Raw genomic sequence first — 23,668 nt, 5'->3', positions numbered from 1 at the left:
GTCGCCAATCAAGACCGACACGACACAAGGTGCTCGAGCAGACGCCGCGTGTCGTGACGACAACACCTACAAAGGCCCTCTAGTCAGGTCCAGTCGGAGTAAGTTGCTCGAATATGGCTGTGTCACCATGGAATAGGCACGATTGCTACTTCCGGCACGTTATGTCTCGTGCGGCCGACGCCGCTACCGAGTTGCGGCCGTGGGTGTCGAAAGAGGTTGCCGCACGCCTACGCTGGGACGAGCTGGAACTGGTTCCGGGCAGTTTCGTCTCCCACGAGCTACAGTCACGTTGCACCGACATCCTCTACCGCACCCGCTACGACGACCGCGAGGCGTATCTCTACCTGCTGCTCGAACATCAGAGCAGCTCCGATCCGCTGATGGCGCTGCGCCTGGCCGAGTACCAGATCGCGTTCTGGCGGCGCTGGCTCAAGGACAATCCGAACGCTCACAGCGTACCGATGGTGTTCCCGGTGGTGCTGTTCTGCGACCCATCCGGCGGGCACTGGACCGCACCCCTGGATCTGTCGGAGGTGATCGACCCCGACGACGCCTCGCGCGCATTCCTCGCCGACTACCTGCCCCGCTGGCGGTACGTCGTGGACGACCTCTCGACGGTAGACGTGGACGCCCTGCTGGCCCGGGATCTGGCTCCAGCGGTAGCAACCCTGTTCTTCCTTCTGAAGGTCGCACCCCGCAAGCCCCGGCTGGGGCTCGACGATCTGCACCCGATCATGCGCTATCTGCGCGTGCTCGCACAGGGCGGCGGCGGGGAATTGGAGGCGGCACTGACGTACATTTTGTCTATGGGTGACACCGATCGCACCGATCTGGAACCCGTGGTCGACCAGCTCGGACCCGAAGCCAAGGAGGCACTGATGACCACCGCGGACCGACTCGAAGCAAAGGGCCGCGCCGAGGGGCGTGCCGAGACCCTCCTCGAACAGCTGGCATTGCGGTTCGGACCCATCCCCGCCTCGATCGCAGACCGGGTCCACAACTCTTCTATCGCCCAGCTTCGACAGTGGACGGCCCGTGTCCTCACCGCCGATACGCTCGCGAAGGTTTTCGAGTAGTAGGGAGAGCACCCGCCACGCGCCGGAATGTGCGCGGGTTCGACTTGGTCTTCAAATGCCAGCAGGCGAGTTCCTTTGTATAGCAAAGGAACTCGCCTGTCTTTGTGTCCGGAGGGGGACTTGAACCCCCACGCCCTAATACGGGCACTAGCACCTCAAGCTAGCGCGTCTGCCATTCCGCCACCCGGACCGGTGATGCTGGACAAGATTAGCGGAGAGGTTGGGGGAAAGGGAAATCGGGGCTGGGCCAGGCGAAATGGGGTGCGCGGGCGGGGGATTCGGAGGCTAGTGGAGGATGCCTAGGAGGTTGGCGTTTTTGATGGGGGTGTCCTTGTTTGCCTGGACTTGGCAGAGGGATTGGACGGCTGCCATGGAGAGGTCGACCTGGGTGCCGGGGGGCTCGTGGTCGTTGCCGGTTTGTTGCTTGATGAACTTGGTGATGGTGACGCGCTGGGTGTCGGCGTTCTGGGCGAGGTAGTCGCTGCATTTGGTGTCGCCGCCCTTGTTGAGGGCCTTCTCGACATCCGAGCAGCCGGACAGCAGGGTTACGGCTAGTGCGGCGGCGGCCACGGCCGTCCATCGCGCGGTGTTCATCATGCGTTCCTCGTGGGTCGTGCGCGGCGGTGTCGGCCGCGCGATCGACCGCCACTGTAGATGGGCGCGACCGTTCGGCAATCGGGGCTGGACCCGGAGATTCGAGCCGAAAGGCTGTGATTTGCATCACAATTCCCCGCACATGAAGGGGGGTACGAATGGCATGGTGGGGCAATGCCCTTCGCCTCCGCCGAATCGATTCGGGTCCTCGGTGCCCGCGAGCACAATCTCCGCAACGTCTCCATCGAAATCCCCAAGAACAAGATCACTGTCTTCACCGGGGTATCCGGCTCCGGTAAGTCGTCGATCGTTTTCGACACCATCGCCGTCGAATCCCAGCGGCAGCTGCAGGCCACCTTTCCGGCCTTCGTGCAGAACTTCCTGCCGCGCTACGAGCGCCCGCACGCCGAGGCCATCGAGAACCTGACCGCGCCGGTCATCATCGATCAGAAGGCGGTCGGCGGCGGGCCGCGCTCGACGGTCGGCACCATGACCGACATCTACGCATTGATCCGAGCTCTGTTCGCGCGCTTCGGATCTCCGTCGACCGGGCTGGTCTACGACTACTCGTTCAACACACCGCAGGGCATGTGCCCGGACTGCGACGGGCTGGGTGTGGCCATCACCGCCGATCCGAACAAGCTCGTGGATCGCGCGAAATCGCTGAACGAAGGCGCGATTCTGCTGCCCGGTTACAACGTCGGCAGCGGCGACTGGCAAATGTATGCCAACTCCGGCCGTTTCGACGCCGACAAGAAACTCGCCGATTACGACGACGCGGAATGGCACAATCTGCTGCACGGCAGCGGCGGCAAAGTGGAATTGTCTTTCGCGAGAGGCACCTGGAAAGCCAATTACGAAGGGCTCGTGGACAAATTCACCCGGACCCGGCTCAAGCGCGATACCTCGGGACTTTCGGAGAAGACCCGAGAGCAGATCCAGCGCTTCCTCACCGAGGGCGTGTGCCCGTCCTGTCGGGGGGCGCGCCTGAATCCGAAGGCGCTGGCCACCAAGCTCGGCGGCCGCACCATCGCCGACTGGACCCGCCTGCAGATCACCGACCTGATCGAGGTGCTGGGCGAAATCGAGGATCCGGCCGCGCTGGGCCTGGCCGACGCCACCCGCATCGCCCTGCAGCGCGTCGCCGATATCGGTCTCGGCTACCTGAGTCTGGATCGCGCGACCTCGACGCTGTCCGGCGGTGAAGGCCAGCGCCTCAAGATGATCAAGCATTTGGGCAGCACGCTGGTGGGGATGACCTACATCTTCGACGAGCCCAGCGTGGGCCTGCATCCGCGCGATGTCGGGCGGCTCAATCGCATGTTGGCGGCGCTGCGGGACAAGGGGAATACGGTCCTGGTCGTCGAACACGATCCGGATGTCATCCAGATCGCCGACCACATCGTCGATGTCGGGCCGCGAGCCGGTGCGCACGGCGGCGAGGTGGTGTTCACCGGAAGCTTCGCGGAATTGAAGCAGTCCGACACGCTCACCGGCGCGGGACTGCGCCGCACCTTCCGGGTCAAGGAGACCTTCCGGACCGCGACCGGCACGCTGACGGTAGCGAATGCCAAGGCGCACAACCTGAAAGATGTCACCGTCGACATTCCGACCGGGATTCTCACCGCGATCACCGGTGTCGCGGGCTCGGGTAAGAGCAGCCTCATCCGCGACGAATTCCTGGCCCGCTACCCGGAATCGGTGTTCGTCGACCAGTCCGCCATCGCCGCGTCCTCGCGCTCGACCCCCGCCACCTACCTCGGCCTCATGGATCCCATCCGCAAGCTGTTCGCCAAGGCCACCGGCGAACCCGCGAGCCTGTTCAGCTTCAATTCCGACGGCGCGTGCCCGGAATGCGGCGGCCGCGGTGTGATCATCACCGAGATCGCCTACATGGATCCGGTGACCACGCACTGCGAATCCTGTGACGGCCGCCGGTTCTCCGACCGGGTCCTCGCACTCACGCTGCGCGGCAAGTCGATTGCCGATGTCCTGGAACTGTCGGCGGAGGCGGCCGTCGAGTTCTTCCCGGAGAGGGCATTGAATGCCAAGTTGCGCACCATGAACGAGGTCGGTCTCGATTATCTGAGTCTGGGGCAGGCCATGAGCACCCTGTCCGGTGGTGAGCGTCAACGCATCAAGCTGGCGACGCAACTGCAGAACACCGGCACCGTCTACGTCCTCGACGAGCCGACCACCGGCCTGCACATGTCCGACGTCGACACCCTGTTGACGCTCATGGACAACCTGGTCGAGCGCGGCAATACCGTCGTCGTCATCGAACACAATCTGGATGTGGTGGCCCACACGGACTGGGTCATCGATCTAGGCCCGGACGGTGGCAAGAATGGCGGCGAGATCGTCTTCACCGGGACACCCGCGCAGCTGTTGGCCGACCAGGTCTCACTGACGGGGGAGTACCTGCGCCGCTACAAATCCGCCGCCTGACGACAATGGTTGCAGCGCATGCCGATTCGCACTGACCGAATTTCAGCCCAGGTGCGATTCGGCGGCGCTGGCGGCCCGCCACACCCGCGCCTCGCTGGTATTACCCCGCCTGTTCAACAGTTCCGCGAGCCCGGCCATGGCGCGCGCGTCGCCATGTTCGGCCGCGGTGCGCCACCAGTGTTCGGCCTCGGAGAATTCACCTCGCCGGTAGCGCAGCACGCCGAGGTCGTAGGCCGCGGCTAGGTGCCCGAATTCGGCTGCCTGCGTCCACAGCTGGCAGGCCTGATCCTCGTCGCCGCGACTCTGCATCGCCACACCGAGCTCGTAGAGCGCGTTCTGGTAACGACTGGCCTCGGCGCGCGGTTCGGGCGCGGGCGGGGTGAGGGCGACGGCCAATTCGACGACGAGCTCACCGAAATCGGGCGGTCCGACCCCGGTGCTGCAGTGCAGCACGGTCATGGTGGGTTCGCGGGTGATGAGCATTCCGTAGTTGCCCGACCACGACACGGTGGCATCGCTCTCGTCCACCCAAACCGGTGTCAGAGTGATGGCGGCGTCGGCTCCGGTCGGGCAGATCTCGAGGTCGATGCCCCCGGTCATGGCATCGCTCCACACGTCAACCCCCCTGAGCCGGCGGCCGCCCAGCAACACGTCGCCGCGGTCCACGCCGAGGCCGATGCCGAGGCTGCGCACCCCGGGCCGCGGCGCGGCCGTGCGCAGGGTGAGTCGGACCGTGGTCGGTGAGACGCCGATGGCCTCCGAGTGCAGGGGATAGACCTGCGCCCCGTTCCAGGTCACGGGCTCCGCGCTGTCGTATCGGTCCGCCAGGGGTGGTGCGGTCGCAGCCGGTTCGGCGTACGAATACGACCCCTTCATCTGCCCCGCCTTCCGCCGGTGCCGTGTGATGTTCGCGCATACCGTAGTACCGATACCGCCCGCGGCGTCCCGTATTTGCCAGCTACGTTTTTCAGCAAACACCTGGTCATGTGACCGGTGTCCGAAGTGCCCCTCGCGGGTACTCGAAGGCCGTAATTCGCCGGTCGTTCGACGTGTCGGCCGCGTCTACGCGGTGTGTCGTACTTGCGCAAGGCCCACTGTCCTGTTGAATCGTCGGCGAAATACCAGCGAACGAGTGAAAGGTAAGGACATATGGCTCTGCCCACCATGACCCCCGAACAACGCTCCGAGGCGCTGGCCAAGGCCGCCGCGGTTCGCAAGGCTCGCTCGGAGATGATCGCGCAGGTCAAGAAGGGCTCGCTCAGCCTCGGCGAACTCCTCAAGCGCGCCGACAAGGAGGACCTGGTCAAGAAGACGAAGGTGTCGGCGGTCATCAAGGCGCTCCCGGGCATCGGCCCGGTCAAGGCGGCCAAGCTGATGGACGAGGCCGAGATCCCCGCCGACCGTCGCATCGGCGGTCTGGGCTCCCGGCAGCGCGCCGCGCTGCTGGAGGCGCTGAAGGCTTGAGATCGGGGAGTGGCCTGCCGGGTCGCGAAATCGACCCGGCGGCAACCACTCCACCGCGTCTGGCTGCTCGGTGAAACCGCAGGAAATCGGCCGATTTGGTCCACGCGGTCCGATCCGATAACCTTGCTGAGCACCACCGGTCCGGGTGGCGGAATGGCAGACGCGCTAGCTTGAGGTGCTAGTGCCCGTATTAGGGCGTGGGGGTTCAAGTCCCCCTCCGGACACCACGAAGCGCGAGCCCCGTTGCATTGCAACGGGGCTCGCGCTTTTTTCACAGGGTGTGGTGGATGAGGATCAGTAGCGCACATGCCGGGGCGGCGAGGCTCACCACGAGGGACAGCCAGGTGGCTGCGCGGGCGAGGGGCCTGCGGGTGAGGTCGGGCTCGAACATCGATGTTCTCCGAGGTGGCATGTGATGCGGTGGATCTGGCAAATGTAATCGCCATCACATGCCGATCGAAGACGCATAAGCTCCAAGACCGTGGGAGGGGCCGATGGGGGCGGTTGGACGAACCTCCAGCCGCCCGGGCATTACTTCCGGTTGCGGTATTCGGCGATTTCGCGCGCGCGGAAGTCCATGTTGTTTCGATCGTGGAAGAAGGCGAACACTCCCGCTGTCACAATGCCCGCGAGGATGAGCGTCGTCATGAGGAACCGCCTTTCGTCGTTCGGGGAAAACAGTGGACCGTTCGCGAGCGTAGGATTCCGCGACGCCGATCGGCAATGCGATGGGACGGACGGCACAGTCGACCGTCGCAGCCTCACATCGACGGCCGAATGTGGCCTGGCTCATTGCTTGTGGCGCAGTGTGTCGATGCCGCCGAGGATCAGGTCGATACCGGCGAGGAACTGCTCGCGGTCGTCGTGATCGCGCAGTTGTGCGGCGATTCGGTGGACGAAGGGGTGTCGGTCGGCGTCCAGCCGCGCCCACTCGGCCGCGACCGTGGCCAGGAAGGCGGTCCGATCGGTGTCGGGCGGCACCAGGCGCGCGGCCGCGGCGTAATGTCCCGCGAGACCGAGCAGATAGTTGACAAGTGCTGAGGCGCAATCGAATTGCGCGTGCTCGGGAACCCCGAGCGCCTGCACTTGCGCACCCATGCCCTCGAAAATCCGCAGCATCGCGGACTGCCACGGCTCTCGTGACAGCTGCGCGCCTGCCCACGGGTGCGCGTCGATGGCGTCGAACACCCCGAGCGCGAGAGCCCGGATCGTGTCTCGCGGCGTGGCTGCCTCGGCAGTGTCCACGACGACCCGGGCGATGATCGCGTCCGTCGCGGCCGCGAGCAGCTCGTCCTTGTTGGCGACGTGGTGGTAGATCGCCCCGCTGCCGGTGGCCAGACGAGCGGCGAGGGACCGGAAGGTCAGGGCGTGCTCGCCGCCGGTGTCGAGGATGTCGATCGCGGCCTCGACGATCCGCTCCTTCGAAAGTCCGTCCGCGCGCCGCCCGGACCGTCGCGTTGTGGTCGTCATGACACTCATCTTGACACGAATGGAACGTTGTTCCAAAGTGGCTATGGAACAACGTTCCAATATCGATTCGAGAGGAGTACGACGATGACGACGCCAGTCACGATCATCGGCGCGGGCCTGGGCGGACTCACGCTCGCCCGCGTCCTGCACGTTCACGGCATCCCCGCGACCGTTTACGAGGCGGATCCCACTCCGCAGGCCCGCACTCAGGGCGGCCAGCTCGACATCCACCCCAACGACGGGCAGTGGGCGCTGGCAGCGGCCGGGCTGACCGACGAATTCCGGGCCATCATCCACGCGGGCGCGGAAGCCACGCGCGTGCTCGACCAGCACGGCACCGTGCTGCTCGACCTCCCCGACGACGGCACCGCCACTCGTCCCGAGGTGCTGCGCGGCGACCTGCGCCGCATTCTGCTCGATGCCCTGCCCGCGGAGACGGTGCGATGGGATCACAAGCTGAGCGGCGTTCGCCCCCTCCGTGCGGGCCGCCACGAGCTGTCGTTCGCCAACGGGGAGACGGTGATCACCGACGTGCTGGTCGGCGCCGATGGCGCCTGGTCGAAGGTGCGCCCGCTTTTGTCTTCGGCCACACCCGAATACGTCGGCGTGACGTTCATCGAGACCTACCTCCACGACGCCGACACCCGCCATCCCGCGACGGCCGAGGCGGTGGGCGATGGCGCGATGTCCGCGTTGACGCCGGGCAAGGGCATCGTGGCCCACCGCGAAGCGGGCGGCACCCTGCACACCTATGTCGAGCTGACGCGCCCCGCCGAATGGATCGCCGCCCTCGATTTCAGCGACCCTGATGCTGTAATCGACCGTCTGGCAGCGGAATTCGACAGTTGGGCCCCCGAACTCACCGCGCTGATCACCGCCTCCGACACCGCCCCGGTCGCCCGCATGATCCACACCCTGCCCACCGGACACCGCTGGCACCGCGTCCCCGGCGTCACCCTGCTCGGCGACGCCGCGCACCTGATGCCGCCCTCGGGCGACGGCGCGAACCTGGCCATGCTCGACGGCGCGGAACTCGCCCTGGCCATCGCGGCGCACCCCGATGACATCGAAGCGGCCCTCGCCGCCTACGAGGAGAAGTGATCGTGGGCACGATCGCGGGCCGGTCTCCGACGGTGGTGGCCCCGACCGATCGGGCGTGGAAGGTGGTGCCGATGAGCGAATCGCTGCGCAGCACATCGTCATTGGCGAGGTATCCGCGCGCGTGCTGGCGGGCCAGCAGCGCCGAGGTGCCGGTGCCGCAGGGGGAGCGGTCCGACCAGCGCGGGTAGTTGGCCATGAGATTGCGGACGTGCGCGGGTTCGGAGTCCGGGGCCAGGAACATGGCGTGTTTGCAGCCGGAGATCCGTTCGTCCTCCGGATGCACGGGACGCTGGAATTCGTTGATGGCGTCCATGATTCGCAATCCGATGTCGAGGATGCGGTCCTTGTGCTCCCGGTCGTAGGGCAGCCCGAGCTTGCCCAGGTCGATGATGGGGTGGAAGTTGCCGCCGTAGGCCATGTCGTAGCGCACCGTCCCCAGCCCGGGCACCTCGATATCGTTGTCGAGGCTCTCGCAGAACGCGGGCACATTGGTCAGGGTGACCGAGTCCGCGTGCCCGCCGGAGACCGCGACCGCGGCGACAATGCGTCCCCTCGGCATGTCGAGCCGGATCTCGGTGACCGGCTCGGTGACCGGCACCATTCCGGCCTCGACCAGGGCGGTGGCGACGCCGATGCTGCCGTGCCCGCACATCGGCAGCATGCCGCTGGCGTCGATGAACAGGACACCGAAGTGACCGTCGGGGGTGGTGGCGGGTTGCAGGATCGCGCCGACCATCGACGCGTGTCCGCGCGGTTCGTTGACGAGCAATCCTCGTAGTCCGGAATGGTTTTCGGCGAAGAATGCCTGCCGCTCGGCCATGTCGATGCCCGGTATCGGGCCGATCCCGCCGGTGATGATGCGGGTGGGCATGCCTTCGGTGTGGGTGTCGATGGCGGAAATGAGGTGGCTGCTACGCATTTCAGGGTTGTCCTTCAGTGTCGAATTCCGCGAGTTCGCGCAGCCGCACCGGTGCGGCGAGCGGACGCCAGGCCGGGGTGGCGGCGGCGAGGCCGTCGGTGGCGGTCGCGTCGGGGTAGGGGTGTGCGCGCAGCGCGTCGATATTGGCCGCGCACATGCGCCCCTGGCAGGGGCCGAGTCCGGCGCGGGTGGCGAGTTTGGCGGGCCGGTAGCCCTCGCCCGCGGAGCGGGTCCAGGCCGCGGTCAGTTCGGCGTGGGTGGTGCCCTCGCAGCGGCAGATCACGGTGGTCGGCCGCGCCCAGCTCAGGACGCCGGGCCGGATGGGGTGTGCGGCCGCCAGCCGGGCGACGAACTGTTGCGCGGTGCGGTGGCGGGCGCGCAAGGCCCGGTCGGCGTCGGGATCGCCACCGGCGGCGGCGATTCCGGCGACCGTGCCTTCGATATCGGACACGGCGGCTCCGCCGATGCCCGTGATTTCCCCTGCCGCCCACACGGTTTCGGCGGTGGTGTGCTGGGTGTCGTCGACCTGGACGAATCCGGAGGCGTCCAGGCGCGCTCCGGCCGCGAGCGCGAGTTCGTGCTGCGGGGTGAACCCGTGGGAGACCGCGACGGCGTCGACCGCGACCGTGGTGTGGCTGCCGGGGATGGGTGTCCAGTTCTCGTCGAGCCGGGCGACGGTGGCCTCTTCCACACGACCGTCACCGGCCACCGCGACCACCGCGCGCGAGGTGTGCAGTGGAATCCGATGGCGCACACCGCATCCGATGTACTCGAACAGCTCGCCGACCTTGCCGAGGCTGTGGCGCAGCTGCCACGGCCGCGCGGCCCAGTGCCGCAGGATGCGCCGCCCCGGATTGGCCTCCAGTACGGCCGTCACCGTCGCCCCGCCCAGGGCCAGTGACTGCGCCACGGGGAGCAGGAAGGGACCGGTACCCGAAATCAACACCGACCGGCCGACGAGCACCCGCTGGGTTTTCGCGAAAGTCTGTGCGGCACCGGCGGTATAGACGCCGGACAGGTCCCACCCCGGAAACGGGCACACGCGATCGTAGGCACCGGTGGCGATCACCAGCGCGTCGCCCTGCACCAGCCGGTGGGTGCGTCGCTCGCCCTCCTGGCCGATCAGCACACGCACGGCGGGGCAGCCGCCCTCGGCGTGCTGTTCGATCTGATAGACCGCCGCCCACGCCAGGTATTCACAACGCGGATGCTCGCGCAGCAGGCGCGCCCGGTGTTCCGCGGCGGTGTAGCCGTGACCGATGCTCAGCGGCCGCCGCACCCCGTAGTCGGCGGGGATTCTGCGGTTGTATTGGCCGCCGAGTTGTTCATTGGAATCGATGAGCGTCACTCGCGCGCCACACCCGAGCGCGGACGCGGCCGCCGCGGTGCCCGCCGGTCCGCCGCCGATCACCACCACGTGCCGGGTCATCGCGCGCCGCCCTCGAGCCGGGTCTGGGTGGTGACCGCGTCACCGTCGCGGGCGGGACGCCGACACAGGCGCACGTCCGGGATGCCGTTCACGGTGGCCACGCAGTCGAAACACACACCGATGCCGCAGAACACCCCGCGGGCCCCGCCCGTCGGCGCGGTGCGCCACCTGGTGCGCCCGTCGGCCAACAGCACCGAGGCCAGCGTCTGCCCGTACACGCCGGGAACGGCGGTGCCGTCCAAAGTGATCGACAGTGGCCGATCGGCGCGGCCGACCGGGTCGGAGTCCGGGGGAATGATTGTGGGGCTCAAGGAAATATCTCTCTCGTAGCGGGCGGATCAGTGGTGGCCCAGGGCCAGGACCGCGCGGGTGTCGGCGTCGATGCGGGCCAGCAGTTCCGATGTCAACGGCAGCCGGGGCGGACGGCAGCGGCCGCCGTGTCGCCCGGCCAGATCCATCGACCGTTTGATGGCCTGGACGAATTCGGTGCGCGAATCCCAGCGCAGCAGCCGGTGCAGTTCGCGGTACAGCGGCAGCGCCTTGTCCAGGTCGCGGTTCAGCGCGGCGTCGTAGAGCGCGACGGCCGAGCGCGGAATCGCGTTGGCGTAGCCGGAGATCCAGCCGACGGCCCCGGCGATGCCGAGTTCGAGCACGACGTCGTCGGCGCCGATGAGCACGTCGAGATCGGGTGCCAGTTCCTTGATCTCGTAGCTGCGCCGGACATCGCCGGTGAACTCCTTGACCCCGACGATCAGGCCCTCGGCGTGCAGTTCGGCGAGCAGGGCGGGGGTGAGGTCGATGCGGGTGTCGACGGGGTTGTTGTAGGCCACGATCGGCAGTCCGACCCGCGCCACGGTCCGGTAGTGGTCGAGGATGCTGTCGCGGCCGCCGCGATAGGTGTTGGGCGGCAACAGCATCACCGCGTGCGCCCCGGCGTGGGCGGCCTGCTCGGCCAGGCGGGCGGCCTGCAGCGCGCCGTAGGCCGCGACGCCGGGCATGACGGTGAATCCCGGTGGGGCGGCGGCGATCGCGGTGGCGACGACCGCCGCCCGCTCGGCGTCGGTGAGGGTCTGATATTCGCCCAGCGACCCGTTCGGGCTGACGCCGTGACAGCCATTGGCGGCCAACCACGCGACGTGCTCACCGAAGGCGTCGTGATCGACGGAGTAGTCCCGCGCGAAGGGCAGCGTCGTGGCGACCAGCACCCCGTGCCAGGGCCTGCTCGCGGGCGTCGCGATCGAATCGGACATCGTCGTCTCCTTCTGTGAGCCGGTGCGGGATACCGCCACCCGAACGCTCTGTGTTATGTGAAGTGTGACATTGCACAGAGCGTAGCCAAGTGGCCTGCGTCACGCAAGATGGGTTTTGCTGTCAGATCACGCGGTCGGGCGCAGCCGCAACGCCGAATTCGTCCATGCCGAAATCTCCTCGCAGAGAGCGGGATCGGAGTCGAGCGAGCGGCCGTAGGCCGGGATCATCCGGCGAATCTCCGGTTCCCAGCGCGCCCGCCGCGTCGGGAAGCAGCGGTCGATCAGTTCCAACACCGCCGATACCGCCCCCGACGCGCCCGGCAGTGTGCCCAGGAATCCGGCCAGCGAGCCGTCCGCGGTCGCGGCCACGGAGGTGCCGAATTCGAGTCTGCCGCCGCGCAGCCCGCCGTCCGACAGCACGGATTGGACGCGCTGACCGGCGGTGATCAATTCCCAATCGCCCGAATCGATCTGGGGCGCGAATTCGCGCAGTGCGCGCAGCCGCCCGTGCATCGGCTGGGTGACGTCCTCGATCAGGAACCGGAGCAGCGGCCGATTGTCCATCGCCACCCGGGTCAGGGGAACCAGATTCCCGAGGCCCACCGATCGTGGAAAGTCCAGGGGCGAGCCGTGTTTCAGGAACCGCGGCGACCATCCGCTATAGGCCCCGAACTCGAGGTACCGCTGGCCGTCGATGATCCGGGTGTCGAGATGTCGGGCGGACATCGGGGGAGCGCCGGGGGCGGGCAGGCCGAAGACCTTGGCGTGATGGGACCGCACGACCTCCGGGTTCGTGCAGCGCAGAAACTGTCCCGACACCGGAAATCCGCCCACGTACCGGACTTCCCGCACCCCGGCGCGCCGCAGCAGCGACAGCGAGTGCCCGCCCGCGCCGACGAACACGAAGCGCGCCTCGACCGTGGACCGGTTCTTCGAGCGCCGGTCCTCGAGCTGCAGACGCCAGCCGGGATCGGCTCTGGACAGCGAGGTCACCTCGCATTGGAGATGGATGGTCGTTGTCGTGCGCAGGAATTCGAACAGCCTCCGGGTGAGTTGCCCGAAGTCGACGTCGGTTCCCGCTGTGCTCCAGCTGATCGCGGTCTCGGCGGGTGAGTCGCGACCGGCGGCCAGCAGGGGCAGCCGATCGGCGAGCAGGCCCGGGTCGGCGCTGAAGCGCAGGTCGGCGAACAGCGGATGGGTTGCCAGCGTGTCGTATCGCCGCCGCAGGTACTTCACATTTTCAGCCCCCTCAACAAAGCTGAAATGATCGACCGCGTTGATGAATCCGCCGGGCTCGCCGAGTATCGAGTGCTCGACCGCCCAGGCCCAGAACTGGCGCGAAATCTGGAATTTCTCATTCACTTCCAGCGCTTTGGCGATATCGACGGAGCCGTCGGGTCCACGCGGCGAATAGTTGAGTTCGCACAGGCCCGCGTGCCCGGTGCCGGCATTGTTCCAGGGCTCGCTGCTTTCCAGACCCACCTCGGGCAAGCGCTCGTATACCGCGATCGACCAGTCCGGCTGTAATTGTCGAATCAGGGTGGCGAAGGTCGCGCTCATGATGCCCGCGCCGATGATGGCGACATCGACCCGCTCGGTCACAGCCATCCGAACCTGACGCTCCACGGCAGCACCCGCACGCCGGTGAGGACGTCCTGGGTGGCGAACGGGTCACCGGCGAACAATTCCCGGACCGCGGTCTCGTCCTCGGCCTCGACGACGAACAACGCACCGGACAGATCCGCGTACCTCCCGGCCAGGTGGATCGTGTTCGCGTCGTAGAGACTCTTGACCCAGTCGAGATGCGGAACATGCAGCCGCTCATAGTTTTTCGCCTGCGTCGACCCGGGAGCGCCGTAGGCGTATTCCACTGCGAAGATGGGCATGGTCTACCTCGTGATCCCGAAGGCGTCTTCGATGACGGCCCGCTCGTCCGCGTGCCGTACCACGGCCATCGCCTCGGCGGCTCGCGCGCGGTTGTCCGCGTCCAGGTCCTGGGAGACCTTGAACCGGCCGACAATGTCGTGGATTTCGATTTCGAATCCGGTGACCCGGCCGATTATCTGATCGATTCGCGGATGGCCGTAGTCGAGTTCGTAGTCGTGGGGGTCGGATTTCTCCGCGATGCTGGCTATGCCGTCGAGGAGTTGTTCGCGGTCGTTGAGGAGCGTGGCGGTGCCCCGGACATGGACGCTGATCGAATTCCAGGTGGGCAGTGGATTTCCGGTGAGCACCTTCGGCGACAGGTAGGCGTTGGGCCCGTGGAACAGCACGGTCACCGGTCGCCCGTCGAGGAGTCGGGCGTGCGGGTTGGCGCTGTCGAGATGGCCGAAAAGGGTGCCGCGCGGCCCGCGTTCGCGCTGCAGGATCAGCGGCAGGTTGGTGGCGACGATCTCGTCGGGCCGCGGCGCGGAGAGCATGGTGGCGAATCGATACGTCTCCATGATGCGCAGGGATTTGCGCTCGTCCATTTCCAGATGCACCCGTGGCGGGTACAGCGGATTGTGCCGTTCAGAACTGTTGGACACGGACCTGTGCTCCTTCTTCTCGAGGGCTTTCGATGAACACGCCACGCCCGGCGTACGCTCCCGCGACGCCTTGGATGACGATGCAGACGGCGAGGACGGCCAGGACCGGGCCCCACGAGCCCGTAAGGTCGTGCAGCGCACCGGCTCCCACCGGACCGACCGCGGACAGGGAGTACCCGACGGTCTGGGTGAGGCCCGCGACCAGGGCCGCCTCGGCGGCGCTGCGGGTCCGCAGCAGGGGCAGCGAGAACGAGGCGCCACCGGCGATGCCGAGCCCGGCCCCGAACACGATCATCCACACCGGGGTCCAGCCGTCGGGCCGCAGCGCGATGGCGGCCGTCCCGGCCAGCAGCAGCGCCGGACCGAGGACGGTGGCCCACACTTGGTTGCGGGTGCGGTGGATGGCAATCGAGACGCCCAGCGCGCAGGGGATGGCGGTCAATTCAGCGAGCGCGAGCAGGAACGAGGCGCTGCCGCTGCCGTGTCCGGCCTGCACCAGGATGTTGGGCAGCCAGCCGGCGATGGTGAAGAACAGGACCGACATGATGGCGAAGAACGTCACGATCGACCAGGTCAGCGGCTGGTAGCTCACCGCGGCCAGGCTGATCGTGCGGCGCTGGGCGACAGCGGTTTCGGTGTCGCCCTCGCGCCTGCGCAGCAGCAGCCAGGCCGGTGCCGCGATCGCCACCGGGATCACCCACACGAACAGGCCCAGCTGCCAGGAGCCGAGCCATCGCGAAATCGGCAGCGTCACAGCGGCTGTCAGCGCGGGACCCAGGTACAGGCAGACGGTGTAGAGGCCCATCAGCGGCCCGCGGCGGTGCGGCGGGTGGCCCTTGATGTAGGCGGGCAGCAGCACGTTCAGTCCGGTGATCCCGGCACCGATGACCACCATGCCCCACAGCATGGGAATCAGGCCGGGCAGCAGTCGGATGCCGAATCCGGCCGCCAACACCAGCAGGGCGTAGGCGACGACGGATTGATAGCCCAGCCGCGTGCCGAGCCTCGAGACGAACGCCGACAGCAGCCCGAAGACCAATATCGGGGCGGCGCTGAGCATTCCGATGGTCGCCGAGTCGGTGTGCGCGTCGGCGCGAATGAGGGTCGCGACCGGGGCGATGGCGGTGATCGCGGGTCGCAGATTGAGCGCGACCAGGAAGACGGTGACCGACACCGCCCACATCGGCACGGGTTTCGCGGTGAACGCCGCCGTGCTCATGAGGATCCGGCCCGATCGTGGAGCGGATCGGCGATGAGGAGCTCGGCGATCTGAACGGCGTTGAGCGCCGCGCCTTTTCGGAGATTGTCGCCGCTGATGAACAGCACCAGGCCGCGCCCGTCCGCGACGCCGCGGTCCTGTCGGATGCGACCTACCAGGCTGGGATCGCGACCGGTGGCCGACAGCGGTGTCGGCAGATCGTGCAGGCGCACACCCGGTGCGGCGGCGAGCAGCTCGGTCGCCTGTCGCGGCGTGATCGGTTCGGCGAATTCGGCGTGCACGGCCAGGGAGTGACCGGTGTAGACCGGGACCCGCACGCACGTGGCCGACACCCGCAGGTCCGGGATGGCGAGGATCTTGCGGCTCTCGTTGCGCAGCTTCTGTTCCTCGTCGGTTTCCAGCGAACCGTCGTCGACCAGACTGCCCGCCAACGGGATCACGTTGAATCCGATCGAGGCGGGGAAGCGCGCCGGTTCGGGAAAGTCCACCGCGTCGCCAGCGAACGCCAGCGCACGGCCGTGCCCGCGGGCGGCGTCGACGGCGGCCGACAGTTCGTCGAGCCCGGTGAAGCCGCCCCCGGACACCGCCTGATAGCTGCTCACCGTCAGCCGGACCAGTCCGGCGCGGCGATGCAGCGGCGCGAGCACCGGCATGGCGGCCATGGTCGTGCAGTTGGGGTTGGCAATGATGCCCTTGCGCGCCTGGGACACGGTGTCGGCGTTGACCTCCGCCACGATCAGCGGGACGTCCGGGTCCAGCCGCCAGGCCGACGAATTGTCGATCACCGTCACACCCGCGGCCGCGAAGCGCGGGGCATGGGTGCGGGCGATGTCGCCGCCCGCGGAGAAGATCGCGAGGTCGAGTCCCGACGGGTCGGCGGTGGCCAGGTCCTCGACCGCGATCTGCTCGGCGGCGATGCCGTTGCGCCACGGTAGTTTTCGTCCGGCCGATCGCGCGGAGGCGAAGTAGCGCAGCTCGGCGACGGGGAAGTCGCGTTCGGCGAGGAGGCGGCGCAGTACCGCGCCGACCAGTCCGGTCGCTCCGACGATGCCGACCCGTAATCCGTTTTCTCTCAGCATGTTCGGGCTCCCGCCGGTGTCGGATGCAGCCAGCGCAGGGGGTCGGGCTCGCAGGCGCGGGCGAAATATTCCACGTCGCGCACCAGTCCCGCGCTGTCGACCGGCGTCCCGGCCGTTCGCTCCAGCCGCTGGTCGTTCTCGCGTCGGCTGCGGGTGCCGAAGGGCAGATTCCCGAAGCGCGCGAAGCGGATCGCGCCCTGCGGGTCGCGGCAGGAGATGACCTCGCCGCGCACGAACCGGCTGGCCGGGAACGGCACGTCGAGCCGGCCCTCGGCGAAGGCCACGCCGATCGAGTCGATGAGGTCGGGGGCGTCGAGCACCGGGTCGATCAGCTCGCGCACTTCGCGTTCGATCGCGTCCTGCTCACGCGCGATGGCCTCCTCGTCGAGGGCGAACCAGTCGAAGGCGGCGCTCATCCCGAAGCGGGTGGTCACCAGGCCGACGGCGTTCTCGGCCATGGTCGGAATGCCGCTGGCCTCCGCGGGCGATTTCGTGATCACCTTGGCCGCCCGGCCGCGCGCCGCGATGAGCCCGCCGTAGCCGATCAGTTCGACGGCGCGGTCGCGGTCGGCGGGAAACACACCCATGAACTGATGCAGCACGGTGTGCACCCGCACCTCGGGCCGGTCGGCCAGATAGTGGGCGGCCAGGGCGGTGATCGCGCGCAGCGCGGCCAGATCCTGCCAGGGGTGACCGCCCTGCGGATAGGAGATCGACAGGCACCGAACCCCCTGTGCCGCAGCGAGTACGGCCTCGAGCAGCGTGGTGGCCAGGCAGATCGACGGCGGCATGAGCACGCCGGTGAGGGTGCCGAACAGCTCGCGGTCGATGGTCACGCCCGCGGCGGTGATCTCACCCGCCATCCGGTCGATCTGCTGCCAGGACCGCAGTGATTCGGTGATCGGCACGTCCTTGGCGTAGGGCACGTTGTAGCCGATGCCGCCGCCTTCGAACGAGGTGAATCCCGAGGCGATGCTGACCGCGAACAGCTGCCGGGCGTCGGGTGAGCCGTGCCGGACCTGAATCGGCGCGGCCACCGCCTCGTTCAGCTCCCGACCCCGTCGCCAGCCGTGCGTGACCAGCGGGTAGCCATTGAGGCTGGCCGGATCGGCGGCCAGGGCGGCACGCACGCTGTCGAAGCGCAGCAGCCGGGTGTGCGAGTCGACGGTGACGGTCGCGATATCGGGTGCGGCCGTCGCCTCGAGCCCGGTCAGCAGGGCCCGCATGGCTTCGTGGCCGCCGACCCCGCAGCGCGGCTGTATCAATGGCCTGGCGCGCGAGGCGGTTTCGTCCAGCAGCTGGGCGACCGTTGGTTTGCCCAGCGCTCGCATATAGGCGAGGGAGGAATCGAGGTCGGGCAGTTCGGAGACGATCACGCCGGATCACCTCCGGAATGGTCGGGAGCCCCCGAGCGGGTCAGCAGGTCACTGTGGTTCGAGCGGCGTTTGGGCCGTACGAATTCTGTTGCGGGCGCACCGCTTTCGACCAGTCGTGCGTGCAGGGCGTTGGCGACCGAGTCGAGCTCCGCGAGGCCGACGACGCTGCTGCGCGCCCGGCCGTCGGTGTCGATGACCGACACCAGCCCGTACTCGCCGATCGGGTCCAGTCGGCGTCGGTCGGTGACGACGGCGACGCGGCCGGATCCGGTGCCGACCACGGTGCCGGTGGCCGCGACCAGCGCGCCGCCGACATCGCCGGGCGTCAGCGCCCGGCATTCGATGCGCACGCCGTGCGCCTCGGCCATGCGGACCGAATCGTGGTGCAGCACTTTCGCACCGGCCAGCGACATGGCCGCGCACTGCCGGTAGCTCAGCTCGGGCATCAGCTGCGCCGCGGGCACCAGGTGCGGGTCCGCGGTGAACACGCCGGGCACGTCGGAGAAGATCTCGCAGCGGTCGACACCGAGCATGGCGGCGATCGCCACCGCGGTCAGATCGGAGCTGTTGCGGCCCAGCATGGTGACCCGGCCGGTGGCATCGGTGGCCTGCCCGCCCGCGACCACCACCACGCGGTGCGCACGCAGTGCGTCCAGCAGCGGCCGCGGGTCCATCGAGATGATCCGTGCCCGGGTGGCCTGCCCGTCGCTGCCGAGCCCGTTCTGTCCGGCCCACAGGTCGGTGGCCGCGCAGCCCCGCGCGTCGAGCGCGGCGCGCAGGAAGCTCGCGCTGACCATTTCGCCGGTGGCCAGGATGTGGTCCTGGGCCGGTGCCCGCAGTCCGGGGTCGAGGGTTCGGGCCGCCTCGAGTAGTCGGCCGGTGGTGCCGGACATGGCGCTCACCACGGCCACCGCGCGTCGGTTCGAGGGACCGTCGGCGCTCACCAATGCGGCCAAATAGCCTGCCACGGCGGTGTAGTCGTCGAGATCGATGAAGCAGGAGCCGCCGAACTTGACGACGGTGATGTCGTATCCGCTATCCGGCACGGCGTACCTCGGCGACGGCGGCGGCCTTACTTCGGCGCTTCTCGCCGGAGAGTCCCCATTCGGTGGGCTGTTCGTGGGCGAGGATCTCGAACACCTTGCCGATCGAATTGCCCAGGCCCCAGACATCGGTGTACGCGGGCCATTTCGGGTGTCCGGCATCGATGTCGGCTTGGCGGGCATAGCCCGCGCGCACCCATTCGCTGGTGGAGGGTCGCCGGTGGTGGAAGTCGTGCTGGGCCAGGTCGCCGGGCACCACGGTGATTCGAGACGGCAAGTGGTAGAACATCATTCGCAGCGTCCAGCGGGTCCAGGCGCGCAGCGCGGTGCCCAGGGGCAGGCCGGGTGCGGGGACCGGGTCACCGCTGAAGCGGCCCCAGGAGTGCGACACGTGGAAGGCGCGGCCGGACAGTCGCAGATCCTTGGCCTTGAACCAGGCGTGCTCGCTGAGGAACTCCAGCAGCGCGACGACGTGATACAGCGGCACCAACGGCACCAGCACCGCCAGCGTGAATTCCAGCCACGTGCCCTGCCAGGCGACCAGCCCGAACACCGCCGCGAGATACACCGCACCCATGACCTTGCGGTAATTGGCGCAGCGCCACAGGTTTTGGGCGAAGCGGGTGTAGAGGAACTCGCCGTGGAACTTGGGGGAGACGATCACCACGGCCAGCCGCCGCCACAGCGCGCGCTCGCTCATGCCCGGCCGGAAGCGCAGTTGCAGCAGATGCTGGATCGTGGGATCGGCGATGGTGGCGAAGGTTTCCTTGCGGTGGTGCAGGTTGATGTGGTCCTCGTAGTACTGGTCCGCGTCGTCGGTGCACACCAGCGTGGACAGCACCTGGTGGATCATGCGGTCGCGGTGGATCTTGTGGGTGAAGCGGGCGTGGATCGCGTGATGGGCGATCACCGTGGAGCACACCCGCGACGCCGAGGTGCTCAGCATCCAGCACAGCGGCAGCAGCAGCCACCACCACGACACCCCGCCCGCCACGATCCACCAGGCCGAGCCGATGCCCACGGCCAGCGCGAGCAGATCGCAGATCAGGTAGGTGACGGGGTTGAGCCGGATCAGGGGTTGCTGCCCGGGCAGCGCCTTGCCGGTGATCCAGGTCCACAGGTGCTGGGTCCAGGCCGGAAAGCGTTGGTAGGAGGCGCGAATCGCGGCCGACTCGGCCTCATTGTCGGGTGTGACGGGGGAAGTGTGGCCCGTTGATGTGACCATCGTGGGCTCCCTTCTGGGTGTTCATTCGAGGCCACCGGTGGGTTCGGTGGCGCGGTGGGCGGCGACCTCCGCGCAGGCCGCGCCCAGGATTTCCAATGCCTCGGCGGCCTCGTCGCGGCCGAGGGTCAGCGGCGGCAGGAACCGCGCGACATTGTCGTTGCGGCCCGCCAGCTCGAAGAGCAGTCCGCGGCGCAGCGCCGCGCCCCGCAGACGTTGCGCCACCTCCGATGACGACCAGGGGCCCAGGTCGGTGAGCTCGACGCCGAGCATCAGTCCGAGCCCGCGGACCTCGCCGAGGAACCGGTGGCGCGATTGCAGTTCGAGCAGACCCCGGCGCAGCACCGCGCCGACGTCGATCACGTTGTCCAGCACGCCGTCTCGGGCCACCACCGCCATGAGCGCGGCCCCGGCGGCGAAGGCGAGTTGATTGCCGCGGAAGGTGCCGGTGTGCGCGCCGGGCCGCCAGCCGTCCAGGCGGCGGTCGTAGAGGATGACCGCGGCCGGGTGGCCGCCGCCGATGGCCTTGGAGGCGACGACCACGTCGGGCTCGATGCCGTACTGCTCGAAGGCGAACCAGGTGCCGGTGCGCCCGCATCCGGTCTGCACCTCGTCCACGATCAATGGAATGTCGTTGGCGGCGGTGATCTTTCGCACCCGCTCGACGAATTCGCGCCGTGCCGGGATGACTCCGCCCTCACCTTGGACCAGCTCGAGAATCACGGCCGCGGGCCTGCGCACGCCACCGTTCGGGTCGGCGAGCATATTGTCCAGGTATTGCGCGCAGTTGATCTCGCAGCCGTCCGGTGTCAGGCCGAGGGGGCAGCGGTAGCAGTAGGAGTAGGGGAAGAACGCCACGCCGGGAAGCAGATTCGTGAGGTGTTCCTTGGATCCGCGCAATCCGGTGAGGGCGATGGTGGACTGGGTGCTGCCGTGGAATCCGCCGTGGAAGGCGATTACGTCGCCGCGGCCGGTGGCCGTCTTGCACAGTTTCACGGCCGCGTCGATGCCGTCGGCACCGGTCGGGCCGCAGAAGTGAATCCTGGTGCGCTCGCGCATCGGTTCGGGCAGCAGCCCGATCAGCCGGTCGGTGAATTCCTGTTTGGCCGGGGTGGGGAAGTCCAGCAGGTGCGGGTGCACGTCGAGTTGGCGGTGCGCGGCCGCGACCAGGTCCGGATGGTTGTGCCCGAGGGCGAGAACGCCCGCGCCGGACAGGAAGTCGAGGAACACATTGCCGTCGAGGTCGGTCAGATAGGAACCCGAGCCACCGGCCACCGCGATCGGCGTGTGCCGCGGATAGGTACGGGCGGAGGACTCGACCTGCGCCTGATGTTCCAGGAGCCGTTGCGAGCGCGGGCCGGGCAGCTCGGTGCGCACCGCCGCACGGGGTCGTAGGGGAAGCTGCTGCGTCATCGGGGCAGCCCTCCCGACACACTGTCTCCGGCCGGAGCTGCCACCGGTGAGGTGCCCCCGCCGAACAGCACCGGGGCAACCTGCACCGCGGGGTCGAGCAGGTCGGCGACGGTGCGCGAGATCGTCTCCGCGCGCAGCGACAGCAGGCTGAACGATCCGGCGTCGGAGATGCCGTGCGAGGACTCGCACAGGTTGTAGACGAACAGCGGCGGCAGGCTGCGCCCGTGCGCCCCGGCGACCCGGTAGTCGTAGCCGACCGCGAGTGCGCCCTGATCGGTGCGATGCAGCTGCGGGGCAAGGTTTTCCAGCAGCGGGGGATAGGGTTCCTGGTCGGGGCGCGGACCGAAGTTGCGGAAGCCGGTGGCCAGCAGGACCAGGTCGAACCGTTCCCGTGCCAGGTCGCCGCGGTGCCGGTCGCGGACGGTCAGCTCGACCTGGTTCGCGGTCGCCGACACGGCCGAGACCTCGGAGTTGTTGCGTACGAACACCTTCTGCGCGCCGTCGAGGCGCTGTTCGTAGATCATCAGGTACAGCGCGCGCAGCACGTCGGCGTCGGCGGCCGAATAGTTCGTGTAGCGCAGATCGCTGTCGAGCAGGTCCTTGCTCTGTTGTGAGGCGTGGAAGTAATAGTCGACGAATTCGGGCATGATGCTCTCCTCCATGAAGGGGGAGACGTCCTTCATGCGCGGACCGAAACCGCGTACCAGGGTGACGATCTCGGTGCGGGGAAACCGCCTGGCCAGATCGAGGGTCAGTTCGACGGCGCTCTGGCTGCTGCCGACGACCGCGATCCGGCCACCGGCGGCGAATTCCTCGGCGTACCGGGTCACGGTGCTCTCGTACTTGGTCAGGTGGACGACGCGTGCGGAGTCGACGGCGTCGAAAGGCGCGGGCAGGTACGGGGTTCGGCCCGGCGCCAGCACCACCACGCGGGCCAACCGGGATTCACCGGAGGCCAGCCCGACCCGATACCCCTCGGTGCCGTCGGGCAGGGTCGTGACGTCCACGGCGTCGACGGTCGCGCCGTACTCGACCCGGTCTCCGAAATGCGAGGCCACCCAGGAGATGTACCGGCTGTATTCCTTACGCAGCGGGAATTCCAGTCCCAGGTTCAGGTATTCGAGCATCCGGCCCTGCTCGAACAGGAAATTCAGAAAACTGTATTTGCTGCGCGGATTGCGCGGTGTGACGAGGTCGCGGACCGGATTGTTCTGAGTGTCCGACCCGGCGAGCAACATTTCCGGCTGCCACACGACGCGGTCGCGGGCCTCGAGAAACAAGGGGCGCACCCGGGGCTGTAATTCCTCGAGTGCCACGGCCAGCGCGATATTGGCCGGGCCGAAGCCGATCCCGATCATGTCGTGCACGATCGCGGTCATGATGATCTCCTTCAGGGGCGACGCGGCGGAGTCCGAACCGTCGGTCAGCCGACGGCGGAGAGCCGTTCTCGTCGCGGTGTGACAGCCGCCTGCGCGGTGTGGACGCGGGCCCGTCGCCGCAGCCGGTCCAGCACCCGGGTGAGCTCGTCGATATCGGAAAGGACGTGGTCCACGCCGAGTTCGAGCAGTCGCCGCGGCTCGTCGCCGGTCTTGGCGCTGCCCACCGACAGGTTGCCGCCGACGATGACCGGGCAGTCCAGCAGACCGGCCGCGCGGGCGGCGCGCAGCGGGGAGACGTCTTCCACGGCATGGCCGTTGACCGAGCCGATGATCACCGCCAGGGCGTGCGGGTGCGCCGCGAAACAGTCGGCGAACTCCGAAATGGGTGTGCACGGACCGAGATTGACGACGTGGTAGCCGAGTTGCCGCAAATGCAGGGCGATGATGTGGTTCGCGACCGCGTGTGAATCACTCGCCGCGACACCGAGAATGACGGTCGGTGAAATGGTGGGCCCCCCGGCGCACATTTCGAGGTTTTCGCTTCCGGGTAATGCGTACATAGTGGGCTCTCTCGAAAAGCGGTGTGGCTCAACGTACTATGTGAAGTGTGACATTGCACAAGGCTAGCGAAGTGACCTACGTCATGCAAGGTTCATTT

At 67.9% G+C, this 23,668-nt stretch carries 21 protein-coding genes, 2 tRNA genes and 1 pseudogene; 5 read left to right on the top strand and 19 right to left on the bottom strand.

Annotation, left to right across the window (positions count from 1 at the left end):
• Positions 1-113: 113 nt before the first annotated feature.
• Complete coding sequence (locus tag VMT65_RS25375) at positions 114-1,076, top strand: Rpn family recombination-promoting nuclease/putative transposase (protein WP_326310894.1); 963 nt, start codon at positions 114-116, stop codon at positions 1,074-1,076.
• A 105-nt stretch (positions 1,077-1,181) separates the two neighbouring features.
• Here the strand turns inward: VMT65_RS25375 and VMT65_RS25370 are convergent.
• Positions 1,182-1,266 (bottom strand) — tRNA-Leu (locus VMT65_RS25370).
• A gap of 95 nt (positions 1,267-1,361) precedes the next feature.
• On the bottom strand, positions 1,362-1,670 hold the full coding sequence (locus tag VMT65_RS25365; RefSeq protein WP_326310893.1) for a hypothetical protein: 309 nt from the start codon (positions 1,668-1,670) through the stop codon (positions 1,362-1,364).
• A gap of 174 nt (positions 1,671-1,844) precedes the next feature.
• On the opposite strand from VMT65_RS25365, the gene VMT65_RS25360 reads away from it, so the two are divergent.
• Positions 1,845-4,118 (top strand): excinuclease ABC subunit UvrA, encoded by a 2,274-nt coding sequence (locus VMT65_RS25360; protein ID WP_326310892.1) that lies wholly within the window; start codon positions 1,845-1,847, stop codon positions 4,116-4,118.
• A gap of 42 nt (positions 4,119-4,160) precedes the next feature.
• Here the strand turns inward: VMT65_RS25360 and VMT65_RS25355 are convergent, their stop codons facing one another.
• Entirely contained in the window at positions 4,161-4,994 is an 834-nt protein-coding gene (locus VMT65_RS25355; protein WP_326310891.1) for a tetratricopeptide repeat protein, read from the bottom strand.
• 273 nt (positions 4,995-5,267) lie between these two features.
• On the opposite strand from VMT65_RS25355, the gene mihF reads away from it, so the two are divergent.
• Positions 5,268-5,582, top strand: coding sequence for an integration host factor, actinobacterial type (gene mihF, locus VMT65_RS25350; RefSeq protein WP_033091590.1), 315 nt, complete (start codon positions 5,268-5,270; stop codon positions 5,580-5,582).
• 139 nt (positions 5,583-5,721) lie between these two features.
• Positions 5,722-5,809, top strand: a tRNA-Leu gene (locus VMT65_RS25345).
• Positions 5,810-6,371: 562 nt separating this feature from the next.
• Here the strand turns inward: VMT65_RS25345 and VMT65_RS25340 are convergent.
• Positions 6,372-7,052 carry a TetR/AcrR family transcriptional regulator gene (locus VMT65_RS25340; RefSeq protein ID WP_326310890.1) on the bottom strand — a complete coding sequence of 227 codons (681 nt, stop codon included), beginning with the start codon at positions 7,050-7,052 and terminating at the stop codon, positions 6,372-6,374.
• An 84-nt stretch (positions 7,053-7,136) separates the two neighbouring features.
• Here VMT65_RS25340 and VMT65_RS25335 point away from each other — a divergent pair, with 84 nt between their 5' ends.
• Positions 7,137-8,153 carry an FAD-dependent oxidoreductase gene (locus VMT65_RS25335; protein ID WP_326310889.1) on the top strand — a complete coding sequence of 339 codons (1,017 nt, stop codon included), beginning with the start codon at positions 7,137-7,139 and terminating at the stop codon, positions 8,151-8,153.
• A gap of 55 nt (positions 8,154-8,208) precedes the next feature.
• On the opposite strand, the pseudogene VMT65_RS25330 reads toward VMT65_RS25335, so the two are convergent.
• The 15 genes and pseudogenes from VMT65_RS25330 to VMT65_RS25260 form a co-directional block, all read right to left on the bottom strand.
• Positions 8,209-9,024, bottom strand: a pseudogene (locus VMT65_RS25330) (proline racemase family protein); the annotation flags it as partial.
• Between the two features lie 49 nt (positions 9,025-9,073).
• On the bottom strand, positions 9,074-10,501 hold the full coding sequence (locus tag VMT65_RS25325; protein WP_326310888.1) for an FAD-dependent oxidoreductase: 1,428 nt from the start codon (positions 10,499-10,501) through the stop codon (positions 9,074-9,076).
• Positions 10,498-10,812, bottom strand: coding sequence for a (2Fe-2S)-binding protein (locus VMT65_RS25320; RefSeq protein ID WP_326310887.1), 315 nt, complete (start codon positions 10,810-10,812; stop codon positions 10,498-10,500). Before VMT65_RS25320 ends, VMT65_RS25325 begins: the two co-directional genes overlap by 4 nt.
• Before the next feature lie 27 nt (positions 10,813-10,839).
• Positions 10,840-11,751 carry a dihydrodipicolinate synthase family protein gene (locus VMT65_RS25315; protein WP_326310886.1) on the bottom strand — a complete coding sequence of 304 codons (912 nt, stop codon included), beginning with the start codon at positions 11,749-11,751 and terminating at the stop codon, positions 10,840-10,842.
• Positions 11,752-11,877: 126 nt separating this feature from the next.
• Positions 11,878-13,359 (bottom strand): malate dehydrogenase (quinone), encoded by a 1,482-nt coding sequence (gene mqo / locus VMT65_RS25310; RefSeq protein ID WP_326310885.1) that lies wholly within the window; start codon positions 13,357-13,359, stop codon positions 11,878-11,880.
• Positions 13,350-13,637, bottom strand: coding sequence for a YciI family protein (locus VMT65_RS25305; RefSeq protein ID WP_326310884.1), 288 nt, complete (start codon positions 13,635-13,637; stop codon positions 13,350-13,352). The genes mqo and VMT65_RS25305 overlap by 10 nt, the downstream gene beginning before the upstream one ends.
• A 3-nt stretch (positions 13,638-13,640) precedes the next feature.
• Positions 13,641-14,279, bottom strand: coding sequence for an FMN-binding negative transcriptional regulator (locus VMT65_RS25300; protein ID WP_326310883.1), 639 nt, complete (start codon positions 14,277-14,279; stop codon positions 13,641-13,643).
• Positions 14,263-15,498, bottom strand: coding sequence for an MFS transporter (locus tag VMT65_RS25295; protein ID WP_326310882.1), 1,236 nt, complete (start codon positions 15,496-15,498; stop codon positions 14,263-14,265). The genes VMT65_RS25300 and VMT65_RS25295 overlap by 17 nt, the downstream gene beginning before the upstream one ends.
• The gene (locus tag VMT65_RS25290; RefSeq protein ID WP_326310881.1) at positions 15,495-16,577 is read right to left on the bottom strand and encodes an aspartate-semialdehyde dehydrogenase; all 1,083 of its coding nucleotides are present in this window, start codon (positions 16,575-16,577) and stop codon (positions 15,495-15,497) included. The genes VMT65_RS25295 and VMT65_RS25290 overlap by 4 nt, the downstream gene beginning before the upstream one ends.
• Positions 16,571-17,953, bottom strand: coding sequence for a hypothetical protein (locus VMT65_RS25285; protein ID WP_326310880.1), 1,383 nt, complete (start codon positions 17,951-17,953; stop codon positions 16,571-16,573). The genes VMT65_RS25290 and VMT65_RS25285 overlap by 7 nt, the downstream gene beginning before the upstream one ends.
• On the bottom strand, positions 17,950-18,999 hold the full coding sequence (locus tag VMT65_RS25280; protein ID WP_326310879.1) for an amino acid kinase family protein: 1,050 nt from the start codon (positions 18,997-18,999) through the stop codon (positions 17,950-17,952). Before VMT65_RS25280 ends, VMT65_RS25285 begins: the two co-directional genes overlap by 4 nt.
• A complete protein-coding gene (locus VMT65_RS25275; RefSeq protein WP_326310878.1) occupies positions 18,989-20,221 on the bottom strand; it encodes a fatty acid desaturase in 1,233 nt (410 codons plus the stop codon). The genes VMT65_RS25280 and VMT65_RS25275 overlap by 11 nt, the downstream gene beginning before the upstream one ends.
• A gap of 21 nt (positions 20,222-20,242) precedes the next feature.
• Positions 20,243-21,631 (bottom strand): aspartate aminotransferase family protein, encoded by a 1,389-nt coding sequence (locus VMT65_RS25270; RefSeq protein ID WP_326310877.1) that lies wholly within the window; start codon positions 21,629-21,631, stop codon positions 20,243-20,245.
• Positions 21,628-23,010 (bottom strand): SidA/IucD/PvdA family monooxygenase, encoded by a 1,383-nt coding sequence (locus VMT65_RS25265; protein ID WP_326310876.1) that lies wholly within the window; start codon positions 23,008-23,010, stop codon positions 21,628-21,630. Before VMT65_RS25265 ends, VMT65_RS25270 begins: the two co-directional genes overlap by 4 nt.
• Before the next feature lie 44 nt (positions 23,011-23,054).
• Positions 23,055-23,570 (bottom strand): hypothetical protein, encoded by a 516-nt coding sequence (locus tag VMT65_RS25260; protein WP_326310875.1) that lies wholly within the window; start codon positions 23,568-23,570, stop codon positions 23,055-23,057.
• Between the last annotated feature and the right edge of the window lie 98 nt (positions 23,571-23,668).

This window comes from Nocardia sp. CDC153, from assembly GCF_035818515.1.
Taxonomy (GTDB): domain Bacteria; phylum Actinomycetota; class Actinomycetes; order Mycobacteriales; family Mycobacteriaceae; genus Nocardia.
The sequence above is the reverse complement of the archived record's forward strand: the minus strand, read 5'-3'. Positions and strand labels throughout refer to the sequence as shown.